Raw genomic sequence first — 12532 nt, forward strand, 5'->3', positions numbered from 1 at the left:
CGCATCACCGTGACCAAGGACGACACCGTCATCGTCGACGGTGCCGGCACCGCGGAGGAGGTGGAGACCCGTCGCGAGCAGATCCGCCGCGAGATCGCCTCCACCGACTCCTCCTGGGACCGGGAGAAGGCCGAGGAGCGCCTGGCCAAGCTCTCCGGTGGCGTCGCCGTCATCCGTGTCGGCGCCCCCACCGAGACCGAGGTCAACGAGCGCAAGCTGCGCGTCGAGGACGCCATCAACGCGGCCCGCGCGGCCGTGCAGGAGGGTGTCATCGCCGGTGGCGGTTCCGCACTCGTCCAGATCGCCGAGGAACTGAAGTCCTGGGCCGAGGACTTCGAGGGTGAGCAGAAGACCGGCATCCTGTCGGTGGCCCGCGCCCTGACGAAGCCCTGTTTCTGGATCGCCGAGAACGCCGGTGTAGACGGTGCCGTCGTCGTCGCCCACACCGCCGCGCTGCCCAACGGGGAGGGCTTCAACGCCTCCACCCTGGAGTACAGCAACCTCATCGAGCAGGGCATCATCGACCCGGTGAAGGTGACCCACTCCGCAGTGGTCAACGCCGCCTCCGTGGCCCGTATGGTGCTCACCACCGAGGCCTCCGTGGTCAACAAGCGTGAGGAGGCCGCAGCCGCCGCCGGCGGTCACGGCCACCATCACTAGGTGATGCACGCGCCAGGCCCGGTCGGAGTTCCCACACTCCGACCGGGCCTGGTTCAGTTTGTCTAACCGCGTGCCGTGACGGTGACGCGTACCTTCTGGCGCTCGCTGCGGTTGCGCAGCACCGCCATGCGCTCGGACTCGGAGAGCCCGCCCCAGATACCGTAGGGCTCGGCGACCTGCAGGGCGTGTTCCCGGCAGGCCGCGATGACGGGGCAGGTGTGGCAGATGGCCTTGGCGCGGTTCTCCCGCTGGGCGCGTGCCCGGCCGCGCTCACCGTCCGGGTGGTAGAACACATCCGACTCCTCGCCGCGGCAGGCGCCGTGGAGCTGCCAGTCCCAGAAATCGGCGTTGGGTCCGGGCAGGAGGTGGGGCTGTGACATGTTCTGTTCTCCTCAGCTCAAGAAGGTCGCGCAGGCCGCGGGGTGGACGGGTGTCGTCCGGATGCACTTGTGGAGTCTGAACCGCGGTGGTGAACAACGGGTGTCGAGATCGTGGCGCCCGGGTTGCCCGGGCCCGGAGTTGTCGTCGCGCAGGCCTGTGAGCTGTGACGATGCCGAAGGTTAACCCTTAATGAACTTTTCGGGCATTAGTCACAGATCACACGAATCAATAATTGAAACTCAGTTTCGGCGAGAAGGGGGTATTCTGGTCACGCCCGCAGGTGCCACTTCGGACGCGGGTGATCCAGAGGAGAGCTACGTGAGTGAAACCGAGGCCGAGCTGGCAGACCTGGTGCCGCTGGCCGTCGACGGTGACCGGAGGGCGCTCCAACGCATCATGGCGATTGTGCACCCGATGGTGCTCCGCTACGCCCGCGCCCGCGTGGGCGGCGGCCGCACGCCCACCCCGGAGGACATCGCCCAGGAGATCTGCCTGGCGGTGGCGACGTCGATAGGCAACTACGTGGACAAGGGACGCCCGTTCATGGCGTTCGTCTACGGCATCGCCTTCAACAAGGTGGCCGACGCGCATCGTGCGATGTCGCGCGATCATTCCCTGCCGACCGATGAGGTCCCCGACACCCTGTCCGAGGGGGATACCCCCGAAGACTACGCCCTTACCGCGGACGGAAGTAACAGAGTGAGGGCTCTGCTCGATTCATTAAGTGAGAAGGCGCGCGACATCGTGATTCTGCGTGTTTTTGTCGGACTGTCAGCGGAAGAGACCGCTGCGGTCGTAGGCAGTACCCCGGGTGCCGTGCGGGTTGCACAGCACCGGGCGCTGAACACGTTGCGTAAGAACCTGGGCACTCAGACGGACGCCCAGGACACTGAAAATGAAGGAGCTCGGTGATGAAGCGGAGGCGCAAAGAGGCCAACGAAACTGACATCACGTCCCAGCTGGGTCCGCTGGTCGATGATGACGCATTCCTCACCGCACTTTCGGAAGGGCGTGACCCCTCCGACGGCTCCGATGACCTGGCGGCCCTTTTCCTCGAGCTGCGTGAGGACGTCGAGCAGCAGATGCCCCCGGCTCCCCTCATCGAGGGCGCAGACGAGGAGCCGGAGGTCATTTCGCTGGCTTCCCGACGTCGCTCCCGCGCCGGCCGTCCGTTCGTCGCCGGTCTCCTCGGTGCTGCCGCCGCGACCCTGGTGATCGCCGGCTCCGGCTCCCTGCTCTACAACGCCACCCCCGACTCCCCGCTGTGGGGGGTCTCGAGCACCCTGTTCAGCGATCGGGCGGCCGTGGTCGAATTGGCCGGCACGTTGGAGGAGATTGACTCCCGCGCCGCCGAGGGGGACATGGACGGCACCCGGGCGCTCCTGGAGGAGGCCCGCCGCGTGGTCTCCGACCTTCGGGACGCGCAGACCGACGGCACCCAGCAGGCTCCGCGGGTACCGGCCACGACGACCGTCACCCGCCCGGTCACCCCCACCGTCCAGCCGCCGGAGACCGTCACGGAGACGGCGCACCATACCGCCACGGAAACGGCGACCGAGACCGCCACGGTCACGGTCACCCAGAACCCGCCGCCGGTGCGTCCGAACCCGCTGCCGGAACCGAGCGAGCCGATTCCGCTGCCGACCGATCCGAATCCGTTCCCGGGGGAACCGATTCCGAGCCTGGATCCCCCGCAGATCCAGGAGTAGCGCGCGCAAAGGCCGCCGGGGATATCCCCGGCGGCCTTCCTGTTTCTTTGCGTCGTCGCTAGCGTGCGGAGAGTCCGTCGAGGAAACCGACGGCGTACTCCCACGGCACATAGGCGTTGACGTCCGGCTCCATGGAGGGCTCATGCACCGGGGCCAGCTCCCCGCGGAGGCTGGCGGCCATGTTCGCGGCCATGATGTCCCAGTCGTAGTAGTGCAGATCCTCGCAGTCCTCGCAGAGGAAGAAGATGCCGAGGATGCCGTGCGGGGTGAGCTCCTCACGGAAACGGGCCACCAGTGCCAGGTCCTGGGTGATGTGCAGTCGCTCCTCGTCGGACAGCGGCGGAGCGGGCTCGTCGGGGTCCAGGAAGGACGCCGGATCGTTCGGGTCGTTCGCGAACGGGTCGAGCGGCATCTGCGAGTCGTAGTTCACACCCGCCACACTATTGTGGACCTGCTTAATGGGCAATTCCCTGCCGCTACCAGTCCGCGGTGAAAAGGCACTATGGTGAAGTCATTGCGGAAGCCACACAGTGCGAAGGAGCCCCATTTCCATGACCGATCAGCGTGTGTCCACCGGCGGAGACGACCCGAACAAGATCGCCCTGCTGGGCCTGACCTTCGATGATGTTCTCCTGCTGCCGGCGGAGTCCAACATCATCCCGAGTGAGGTGGACACCTCCACCCAGTTCACCCGCAACATCCGCCTGGGTGTGCCGGTCATCTCCGCCGCGATGGACACCGTCACCGAGGCCCGCATGGCCATCGCCATGGCCCGCCAGGGTGGCCTCGGCGTGCTGCACCGCAACCTCTCCGCCGAGGAGCAGGCGGGTCAGGTGGAGATCGTCAAGCGTTCCGAGTCCGGCATGGTCACCGATCCCGTCACCGCCACCCCGGACATGACCATCGGTGAAGTGGATGCGCTGTGCGCCCGCTTCCGTATCTCCGGCCTGCCGGTCGTCGACGCCGACGGCACCCTCGTCGGTATCTGCACCAACCGTGACATGCGCTTCGAGCCGGACGTCAACCGCCGCGTCGCCGAGGTCATGACTCCGATGCCGCTGGTCGTCGCCCCGGAGGGTGTGAGCAAGGAGCAGGCCCTGGAGCTGCTGAGCGCGAACAAGGTGGAGAAGCTGCCGATCGTCGATAAGCAGGGCAAGCTGGCCGGCCTGATCACCGTCAAGGACTTCGTCAAGACCGAGCAGCACCCCAACGCCTCCAAGGACGACCAGGGTCGCCTGCTCGTCGCCGCCGGCATCGGCACCGGTGACGAGTCCTGGGACCGCGCCGGGCACCTGGTCGACGCCGGGGTCGATGTCCTCGTCGTCGACTCCGCCCACGCCCACAACAACCGTGTCCTCGAGATGGTCTCGCGCGTGAAGAAGGACTTCGGTGACCGCGTCGACGTCGTCGGCGGCAACCTGGCCACCCGCTCCGCAGCGCAGGCCATGATCGACGCCGGCGCTGACGCCATCAAGGTCGGCATCGGCCCGGGCTCCATCTGCACCACCCGCGTTGTCGCCGGTGTCGGCGCCCCGCAGATCACCGCCCTCATGGAGGCCGCCGTTCCGGCCCACGCCGCCGGCATCCCGATCATCGCCGACGGTGGCATGCAGTACTCGGGTGACATCGCCAAGGCCCTGGCCGCCGGTGCCTCCTGCGTCATGCTCGGTTCCATGCTGGCCGGCACGACCGAGTCCCCCGGCGACGTGGTGATTGTGGGCGGCAAGCAGTACAAGCGCTACCGCGGCATGGGCTCGATGGGTGCCATGCAGGGTCGTGGCCTGTCCGGTGAGAAGCGTTCCTTCTCCAAGGACCGCTACTTCCAGGCGGACGTCCGCAGCGAGGACAAGCTGGTGCCCGAGGGCATCGAAGGCCGCGTGCCCTACCGCGGTTCCATCGACGCCATCACCCACCAGCTCGTCGGCGGCCTGCGTGCCTCCATGGGCTACACCGGTTCTGCCACCATCGCCGATCTGTGGACCAAGCAGTTCGTGCAGATCTCCACCGCGGGCCTGAAGGAATCCCACCCGCACCACATCCAGCAGACCGTCGAGGCACCGAACTACCACTAGTTCTTCTGCCCTGGCGTGACAGCGCTCTGAATGAAGCAACGTTGCTACGTTCAGAGCGCTGTCGTCGCTTCGGTGCCGCCGCGTTCCACAGGTCAGTCCCGCGCACCGTGCGGTAGAGTTGATCCGGTTAACGACGCCCCGTAAACGGGCACCAGAAAGGACCGCCGCCATGCGCGACTACGTGGAGATCGGAGTGGGCCGCGAGGCTCGCCGCACCTACACCCTGGACGACATCTCCATCGTCCCCTCCCGGCGTACCCGCTCCTCGAGTGACGTGGACACCACCTGGCACATCGACGCCTACACCTTCGGCATCCCCGTCATGTCCCACCCGACGGATGCGCTGGCCAGCCCCGAGTTCGTCATCGAGATGGACAAGCAGGGTGGACTCGGTGTCATCAACGCGGAGGGCCTGTGGGGCCGCCAGGCGGATCTCGACGCCGCCGTCGCCCGCGTCGTCGAGGCGGTCACCTCCGGTGAGAACATGGACCTCACCGGTGCCCAGGCGATCGCCCTGCTCCAGGAGCTGCACTCCGCCCCGATCGACGAGGATCTGCTGTCCGACCGCATCGCCGAGGTCCGCGCCTCCGGTGCCACCGTCGCCGTGCGTGTCTCCCCGCAGCGCGCCCGCGAGCTGGCCCCGCTGGTGATCAAGGCCGGTGCCGAGATCCTGGTCATCCAGGGCACGATGATCTCCGCCGAGCATGTCGCCACCGGTGGTGAGCCGCTCAACCTCAAGGAGTTCATCGGTTCCCTCGAGGTGCCGGTCATCGCCGGTGGCGTGGCCGACTACACCACCGCCATGCACCTCATGCGCACCGGCGCGGCCGGTGTCATCGTCGGTGGCGGCACCAACACCAATGAGTTCGCGCTCGGCATCGAGGTCCCCATGGCCACCGCCATCGCCGATGTCGCCGCCGCCCGCCGCGAGTATCTCGACGAGACCGGGGGCCGCTACGTGCACATCATCGCCGACGGGGAGATCGAGACCTCGGGTGATGTGGCCAAGGCCATCGCCTGCGGTGCTGACGCCGTCGTCCTGGGCACCACCCTGGCTCCGGCCGCCGAGGCCGCCGCGGATGGAGCATTCTGGCCCGCCGTCGCCGGCCACCCGCGCTTCCCGCGCGGCCTGGTCGAGCCCCCGGAGGGCTTCTACTTCGAGGGGGTGGAGACTCCCAGCCTGGAGAAGATTCTCCACGGCCCCTCCACCCAGGCCTTCGGCAGCCAGAACATCGTCGGCGGTCTGCGCCGGGCGATGGCCAAGTGCGGTTACACCGACCTGAAGTCCTTCCAGAAGGTGGGCCTGGCGGTCAAGCGCTAGCGCGTCTGCTTGTTATGGCCCGGTCACCCCGCGTGGTGGCCGGGTTTCGTGCTGTTTCGGGGACGGGGCAGGGCGGGTGGCATGTCAGATCTGACGACGGGTTGTACTGACGACGGCTCGTCAGGACTGCGGGCGGGGGCGACCTGGGCCTATGGCGAGACGATCATGCGTCAGATGGGACAAGTGACGAAGCGGCGTCAGAGGCGTCCCGTACAGCCCGGTGCCGGGGCGTCGATAGGCGGACGTCGACAAGAGAACGGCATCCACGTCAGTGAGGCCGCGATTTGCGGCGTAGTAGGATCAAGGCCGTGACTTCCGCAACTCCCCGTCCCGTCCTCGTCGTGGACTTCGGCGCCCAGTACGCCCAGCTCATCGCCCGGCGCGTCCGTGAGGCCCGCATCTACTCCGAGGTTGTCCCGCACACCGCCACCGTCGAGGAGATCAAGGCCAAGAACCCGGCCGCACTGGTCCTGTCCGGTGGCCCGTCCTCCGTGTATGCCGATGATGCGCCGAAGCTGGATCCGGCTGTCTTCGACCTGGGTATCCCGGTCTTCGGCATCTGCTACGGATTCCAGGCGATGACCGCCGCGCTCGGCGGCACGGTCGCTGAGACCGGTGTCCGTGAGTACGGCCGCACCGACCTCGACGTCATCGATGACGGTGGCGTGCTCCACGATCAGCTCGCCGCCCAGCACAAGGTGTGGATGAGCCACGGTGATTCCGTGACGCAGGCCCCGGAGGGCTTCACCGTCACCGCCTCCTCGGAGGGTGCGCCCGTCGCGGCCTTCGAGAACGTGGACCGGAAGTTCGCCGGAGTGCAGTACCACCCGGAGGTCCTGCACTCCCCGCACGGCCAGCAGGTGCTCACCCGCTTCCTCACCCAGATTGCCGGCCTGGAGCGTTCCTGGACCCCGGCGAACATCGCCGAGCAGCTCATTGAGGCCGTCTCCGAGCAGATCGGGCCTGATGGCCACGCCATCTGCGGCCTGTCCGGTGGCGTGGATTCCGCCGTGGCCGCCGCCCTCGTGCAGCGCGCCATCGGTGACCGTCTCACCTGTGTCTTCGTCGACCACGGTCTGCTGCGTTCCGGCGAGCGCGAGCAGGTGGAGAACGACTTCGTCGCCGCCACCGGCGCGCGCCTGGTCACGGTCGATGAGCGCCAGGCTTTCCTGGACAAGCTGGCCGGTGTCAGTGAGCCGGAGGCCAAGCGCAAGGCCATCGGCGCGGAGTTCATCCGTTCCTTCGAGCGTGCCGTCGCCGGTGTGCTGGAGGGCGAGCAGGTCGATTACCTCGTCCAGGGCACCCTCTACCCGGATGTCGTCGAGTCCGGCGGCGGTTCCGGTACCGCCAACATCAAGAGCCACCACAATGTCGGCGGCCTGCCGGATGACGTCGAGTTCGAGCTCGTCGAGCCGCTGCGCCTGCTGTTCAAGGACGAGGTCCGCGCCGTGGGCCGCGAGCTGGGCCTGCCGGAGGAAATCGTCAACCGCCAGCCCTTCCCGGGCCCGGGCCTGGGTATCCGCATCATCGGTGAGGTCACCGAGGAGCGCCTGGAGATCCTCCGCGCCGCCGACCTCATCGCCCGCAATGAACTCACCGCCGCGGGCCTCGACGACTCCATCTGGCAGTGCCCCGTCGTGCTGCTTGCCGACGTCCGCTCCGTGGGCGTCCAGGGCGACGGCCGCACCTACGGCCACCCCATCGTCCTGCGCCCGGTCTCCTCCGAGGACGCGATGACCGCCGACTGGTCCCGCATCCCCTACGAGGTGCTCGAGCGCATCTCCACCCGCATCACCAACGAGGTCAAGGACGTCAACCGCGTCGTGCTCGACGTGACCTCGAAGCCGCCGGGAACCATCGAGTGGGAGTAGTCCTCCCCGCGAAAGCAGCGCCCCTATCTTCGGAGGCGCTGCTTTTGTGCTTATCGACGCCCCCGCCTCCGGTACTCGGTGATCCCCGCGGTCAACAGCCACAGCAGTGACCACAGGATCACGGCGGCGGCCACGTCCGGGGCCCAGGGCCACAGGTGGTGCAGGGGGTAGCCGAGGACGTAGGGAAGGATGACCGAGCCCACGGCTACGACTACGGCGGCGGCCACTGCCCACCGCCGGGGCCGGAGCAGCAGGGCGAGCAGGGGTACGACGCAGGCCATCATCAGCCACAGTGACACCCGGGAGGGGGCGGGGAGGGGCTCGGCCCGACCTCCCAGTTCCGTGCGGACGACATTATCGGCCCAGGCGTTGAGCCGATGGGCGTCCAGCTCTCCGTAGTACGCGGTGAGCAGCACCACCGCCCGGTCCCTCTCGGGGACGAGGGTGACGTGGGCGAAGTAACCGGGTACGGCTCCGCTGTGTCGGTAGGCGGTGACTTCGGTGGCCCCGGTGGCGCCGGTGCCAGCGTCGATAAGCATCGTCTCCTCGCGCCACGCGGCGGAGGGGGCGGCGAGCTGCCGGGACGCGAAGTCGCCGAGAGTGGTGATGTCACCGGCGAGGTAGCCGTAACCGAGCCCGGCGGCGTCATGACGCGCCGCCAGCGGCACCCGCCAGGTGAGGAAGGGTGCGGACCCGGCGGGGACGTCACCGTCGGTGACCAGCCCGGGGGTGGTGGGAGCTGCGTCGGGGAAGCGTTCCTCCAGCACCGCCTGCAGGAGCAGGTAGTTGAGGCTGGAGTAGCGGTAGGTGCCGTGGTCACCGAGGGGCAGGGCGGCGACTTCGGGGAGTATGTCGCTGGCCCGGTCGCTGCGGTGGTGGTCAGTGACCGTCACATCATGCGGCAGACCGGACGTGTGCGCGAGCAGATCCGCGATGGTGGTGCCACGGTGGGCGAGCTCCGTGTCCCGCAGGCTCGGGAGGACGACCTCGACCGGGGTGGTCGGGGCGATGCCGGCGTCCTCCACAGCGGCGGCGGTGATGGTCTTCGACACCGACCCGAACTGGTAGATCCGGCCCGGCTGGGTGTTGATGGACTCACTGCGCAGCACGCCTTCGGAGGAGACCACGGCGATGTCCGTCGGTGCCGTGGGGGCGGGTGAGACAGGGGCGCCCACCGCCGCCAGGGCCAGGAACGGGGCCAGCAGCCGGGGGAGCATCAGCGTTCCAGCGGCTGCGCGTCATACGGTACGAGGACGGTGAGGGGGCCGATACCGCCTTCGACCGTCAGGGTCAGCGTGCCGCCGGGGGAGCGGTCGTTGTACGTGCCCCCGATACACTCCATCTCACCGAGCCCCTCCTCACAGTCCAGGACCACGGGCACCGCGGTGGGCAGCAGGACGTCGACGGGGCCGATGCCGCCCTCCACCCTCATCGTGTGGGAGCCCTCGAGGGGCGGGAGCTGCCGCAGGTCGACCTCCAGGGCACCGACACCACCCTGGTAGTTCTCCTGCAGTTCAGCCTCGGCCACGGGGGTGTAGGTCAGGTCCTCGCCGACCGCGTCAGTGTTGTAGAGGAACACGCCGAGGACACCGATGACGATGGTGGCCGCGCTCATCACCCCGACCAACCCGAGAGCCACCCAGGGCCACACCCGCGGCTTGCGGCGCACCGGCTGCGGGACCGGGCCGGGCTCGGGCAGATCCCAGGCGAAGGGGGCGGTGCCGAGCGGATCCCAGGACGGCGGGGTCTCGCGCCCCGGCGGGAAGGCGGTGCCCTCGGCCGGGTAGTAGTTGCTCAGATCGACGGGTGCCGCTGCCGCCGGGCTGGGTACTGGGGTGACCACCGGGTTGGCCAGCAGCCCGGCCGGGGGGTGCGGCATGCGCTGGTGCAGCAGCCACCAGGCACCGAGCATGAGGCTCACGGCCAGCAGCCCCGAGGAGAACAGCGTGCCCTCGGTGCCGAAGGAACCGAAGGTGAGGACGAAGAAGAGCAGCAGCCACCATCCGGCGCGGCGTTCCTTCCGCTCCGCGTCGGTGAGCTCCTCCTTACGGCGGGCAATCGCCATGACGGGGGCGGTGGCCACGCCGTAGCGGGGCATGCACATCCAGGCCAGCAGATACGCGGCAAGGCCGCCGCCGAAGGTGAACAGGGACACGACGAAGAGGACACGGACGATGGTCGGGTCGATCTGGAATCGTACGCCGATGCCTTCGCAGACACCGGCTATTTTGGCGTTGCCGCCCTGCTCGGAGGGCAGCCGCGGCGGACGGGTCTCCCACATGCGGGAGACGGTGTCGCTGAACGATGGTGTGGTGCTCATGTCGTCATTGTCTGTCCTGCGGATGGGGAAAGGTATCGGGATCCACCCTGAATTCGCGGTTTCAGGGTCTGCCCCGATGTGTCCGGGTGCGGGGTCTGCCAAGATCGGGGGCATGAGTAACGCCAGTCCGGTTCCGTACGGGACCGATCCCGCCCGCGCCGCCACCGGCCCCTACCCGGTGTATCTGCGGCCCCGCTCGGGCCGCGTCATCTCGGGTGTGGCCGGTGGCCTGGCGGTGCATCTGGGGGTGGACGTGTTCTACGTCCGCCTGGCGTTCATCATCGGCTCTTTCCTTTCTGGGCTCGGCGTCATGGCGTATGCGGGCCTGTGGATGTTCTCCAAGGCCTCCGATGAGGTGGTGGTGCCCAGGCGCAGGCACCAGTTGTCGCGCCCGGTGTACCTGCTGCTGGCGGTGGTCGGTGGCCTGGGATTCTTCCTGTCCGTCACCTTGATCTCCGGAGTGCCGGGGGCGGTGCTCGTGCCGCTGTTGGTCGCCGGTGTCGGCGCGGTGCTCGCCTGGCAGGCCTACGACCGGGGCCTGGAGTCGGGGCGCAGTTACCTCAGCATCATCGGCGGTGCCGCGCTGGTACTGGCGGGCGTGGTGGTGACCATCTTCTTCGCGGAGAGTTCCGGTGGTTTCGCGGCCGCGCTCATCGCGGTGCTGCTCACGCTCGCCGGGGTGGCGGCGCTGGGTGTGCCACTCATCATCCGGCTGTGGGATTCGCTGGCGGAGGAGCGCGCGGCGAAGGCGGCCAGCGAGGAACGCGCCGAGATCGCCTCCCGGCTGCATGATTCGGTGCTGCAGACCCTCGCGCTCATCCAGAAGCGATCGGATGACCCCGTCGAGGTCTCCCGCCTCGCCCGCGGGCAGGAGCGCGAGCTGCGGCAGTGGCTTTTCGACGCCGAGGAGAAGATCCACCAGACCGTCTTCGCCGCCGTGGAGACCGCGTGCGGTGAGGTGGAGGATCTCTTCGGCATCCGCATCGCCCCGGTGACCGTCGGCGAGGACATTGATCTGACCGAGGACACCCAGGCCGTCGTCCTCGCGGCGCGGGAGGCGATGGTCAATGCGGCGAAACACGCGGGCGTGGAGAAGCTCGATGTCTACGCGGAGGTCCTGGCTGGCGAGCTGTCCATCTTCATCCGCGACCGCGGCGCCGGTTTCGACCCCACCGACGTCCCGGAGGACCGCCACGGCATCCGGGATTCCATCGAGGGCCGCCTGGAACGCATCGGCGGCACCGCACGCATCCGTTCCACGCTGGGGGAGGGCACGGAGGTCACCGTGAGCTACCGACTCCCGGTATCCTGAACTGCATGGTGAAGGTGTTCCTCGTCGACGATCATTCCGTCTTCCGCTCGGGCGTGCGCGCCGAACTGTCCGGCAAGGTGGACATCGTCGGTGACGCCGGTACCGTCGCCGATGCCATAGACGGCATCAACGCCGCGCGGCCCGACGTCGTGCTTCTCGACGTCCACATGCCCGACGGCGGCGGCCTCGCCGTTCTGCGCGGCGTGGGTGTGGAGACGGTGTTCCTGGCCTTGAGTGTCTCGGATGCCGCCGAGGACGTCATCTCGCTCATCCGCGCCGGCGCGCGGGGCTACGTGACCAAGAACATCTCCGGCACGGAACTCGCCGAGGCCATCACCCGCGTCCACTCCGGCGACGCCTACTTCTCCCCCCGCCTGGCCGGTTTTGTGCTCGACGCCTTCGCTGGTGGGGAAGTGGTGGAGGATGCCACCGAAGAGCCCGAGCGTATCGAGGACCCGGTGGTCGACGCCCTCACCCGCCGCGAGCTCGAGGTCCTGCGCCTGCTGGCGCGCGGCTACACCTACCGGGAGATCGGCTCCGAGCTGTTCATCTCCGTCAAGACGGTGGAGACCCACGCCTCCAACATCCTGCGCAAGACCCAGCAGTCCAACCGCCACGCGCTGACCCGGTGGGCACATTCGCGGGACCTGGACTAGTGGCGCGCGAACCGAAGACCTACGAGTTCAACCTCGCTCGTGTGCTCGTGGCCGCGGCGGTGTTCACCGCGCTGGTCGCCTGGCAGGCGGACCTGTCCTGGAACTGGTGGCTGCCGGCGTTTTTCGTACTGGCCGCCGTCTTCGCCCTCATGCACGCCTTCTACAACTGGGCGAACCGCAAGCTCAACGAGATGGGGCGTCGGGCGCGCGAGGTGGAGGAGCAGTTGTAG

At 68.2% G+C, this 12532-nt stretch carries 13 protein-coding genes; 9 read left to right on the forward strand and 4 right to left on the reverse strand.

Features of this window, described 5'->3' with window-relative positions:
* Window positions 1-660, forward strand: a 660-nt coding sequence (locus Q4F73_RS02495) for a TCP-1/cpn60 chaperonin family protein (protein ID WP_303357770.1), incomplete at its 5' end; no start/stop codon positions are given.
* A 62-nt stretch (window positions 661-722) separates the two neighbouring features.
* Here the strand turns inward: Q4F73_RS02495 and Q4F73_RS02500 are convergent.
* Window positions 723-1040 (reverse strand): WhiB family transcriptional regulator, encoded by a 318-nt coding sequence (locus tag Q4F73_RS02500; RefSeq protein WP_303357771.1) that lies wholly within the window; start codon window positions 1038-1040, stop codon window positions 723-725.
* 319 nt (window positions 1041-1359) lie between these two features.
* Between Q4F73_RS02500 and Q4F73_RS02505 the strand changes: the two genes are divergently transcribed.
* Together Q4F73_RS02505 and Q4F73_RS02510 are read left to right on the forward strand one after the other, a co-directional pair.
* Window positions 1360-1953, forward strand: coding sequence for a sigma-70 family RNA polymerase sigma factor (locus tag Q4F73_RS02505; RefSeq protein ID WP_303357772.1), 594 nt, complete (start codon window positions 1360-1362; stop codon window positions 1951-1953).
* On the forward strand, window positions 1953-2750 hold the full coding sequence (locus tag Q4F73_RS02510; RefSeq protein ID WP_303357773.1) for a hypothetical protein: 798 nt from the start codon (window positions 1953-1955) through the stop codon (window positions 2748-2750). The genes Q4F73_RS02505 and Q4F73_RS02510 overlap by 1 nt, the downstream gene beginning before the upstream one ends.
* A 58-nt stretch (window positions 2751-2808) precedes the next feature.
* Here Q4F73_RS02510 and Q4F73_RS02515 read toward each other — a convergent pair whose 3' ends face one another.
* The gene (locus Q4F73_RS02515) at window positions 2809-3180 is read right to left on the reverse strand and encodes a DUF5319 domain-containing protein (protein ID WP_303357774.1); all 372 of its coding nucleotides are present in this window, start codon (window positions 3178-3180) and stop codon (window positions 2809-2811) included.
* 121 nt (window positions 3181-3301) lie between these two features.
* On the opposite strand from Q4F73_RS02515, the gene guaB reads away from it, so the two are divergent.
* The 3 genes from guaB to guaA all read left to right on the forward strand — a co-directional run bounded on the left by guaB (window position 3302) and on the right by guaA (window position 8014).
* Window positions 3302-4822 (forward strand): IMP dehydrogenase, encoded by a 1521-nt coding sequence (gene guaB / locus Q4F73_RS02520; RefSeq protein ID WP_303357775.1) that lies wholly within the window; start codon window positions 3302-3304, stop codon window positions 4820-4822.
* A gap of 169 nt (window positions 4823-4991) precedes the next feature.
* Window positions 4992-6143, forward strand: a complete 1152-nt coding sequence (locus Q4F73_RS02525) for a GuaB3 family IMP dehydrogenase-related protein (RefSeq protein ID WP_303357776.1) — start codon at window positions 4992-4994, stop codon at window positions 6141-6143.
* A 308-nt stretch (window positions 6144-6451) separates the two neighbouring features.
* Window positions 6452-8014 (forward strand): glutamine-hydrolyzing GMP synthase, encoded by a 1563-nt coding sequence (guaA, locus tag Q4F73_RS02530; protein ID WP_303357777.1) that lies wholly within the window; start codon window positions 6452-6454, stop codon window positions 8012-8014.
* 50 nt (window positions 8015-8064) lie between these two features.
* Here the strand turns inward: guaA and Q4F73_RS02535 are convergent, their stop codons facing one another.
* On the reverse strand, window positions 8065-9231 hold the full coding sequence (locus tag Q4F73_RS02535; RefSeq protein WP_303357778.1) for a serine hydrolase: 1167 nt from the start codon (window positions 9229-9231) through the stop codon (window positions 8065-8067).
* Window positions 9231-10334, reverse strand: coding sequence for a PspC domain-containing protein (locus Q4F73_RS02540; RefSeq protein WP_303357779.1), 1104 nt, complete (start codon window positions 10332-10334; stop codon window positions 9231-9233). The genes Q4F73_RS02535 and Q4F73_RS02540 overlap by 1 nt, the downstream gene beginning before the upstream one ends.
* 112 nt (window positions 10335-10446) lie before the next feature.
* Here Q4F73_RS02540 and Q4F73_RS02545 point away from each other — a divergent pair, with 112 nt between their 5' ends.
* The 3 genes from Q4F73_RS02545 to Q4F73_RS02555 are packed head-to-tail and all read left to right on the forward strand — an operon-like array spanning window position 10447 to window position 12532.
* Window positions 10447-11646, forward strand: coding sequence for an ATP-binding protein (locus Q4F73_RS02545; protein ID WP_303357780.1), 1200 nt, complete (start codon window positions 10447-10449; stop codon window positions 11644-11646).
* 5 nt (window positions 11647-11651) lie between these two features.
* Complete coding sequence (locus Q4F73_RS02550) at window positions 11652-12302, forward strand: response regulator transcription factor (protein WP_303357781.1); 651 nt, start codon at window positions 11652-11654, stop codon at window positions 12300-12302.
* Window positions 12302-12532, forward strand: coding sequence for a hypothetical protein (locus Q4F73_RS02555; RefSeq protein ID WP_303357782.1), 231 nt, complete (start codon window positions 12302-12304; stop codon window positions 12530-12532). The genes Q4F73_RS02550 and Q4F73_RS02555 overlap by 1 nt, the downstream gene beginning before the upstream one ends.

Source organism: Corynebacterium sp., assembly GCF_030535495.1.
Lineage (GTDB): Bacteria > Actinomycetota > Actinomycetes > Mycobacteriales > Mycobacteriaceae > Corynebacterium.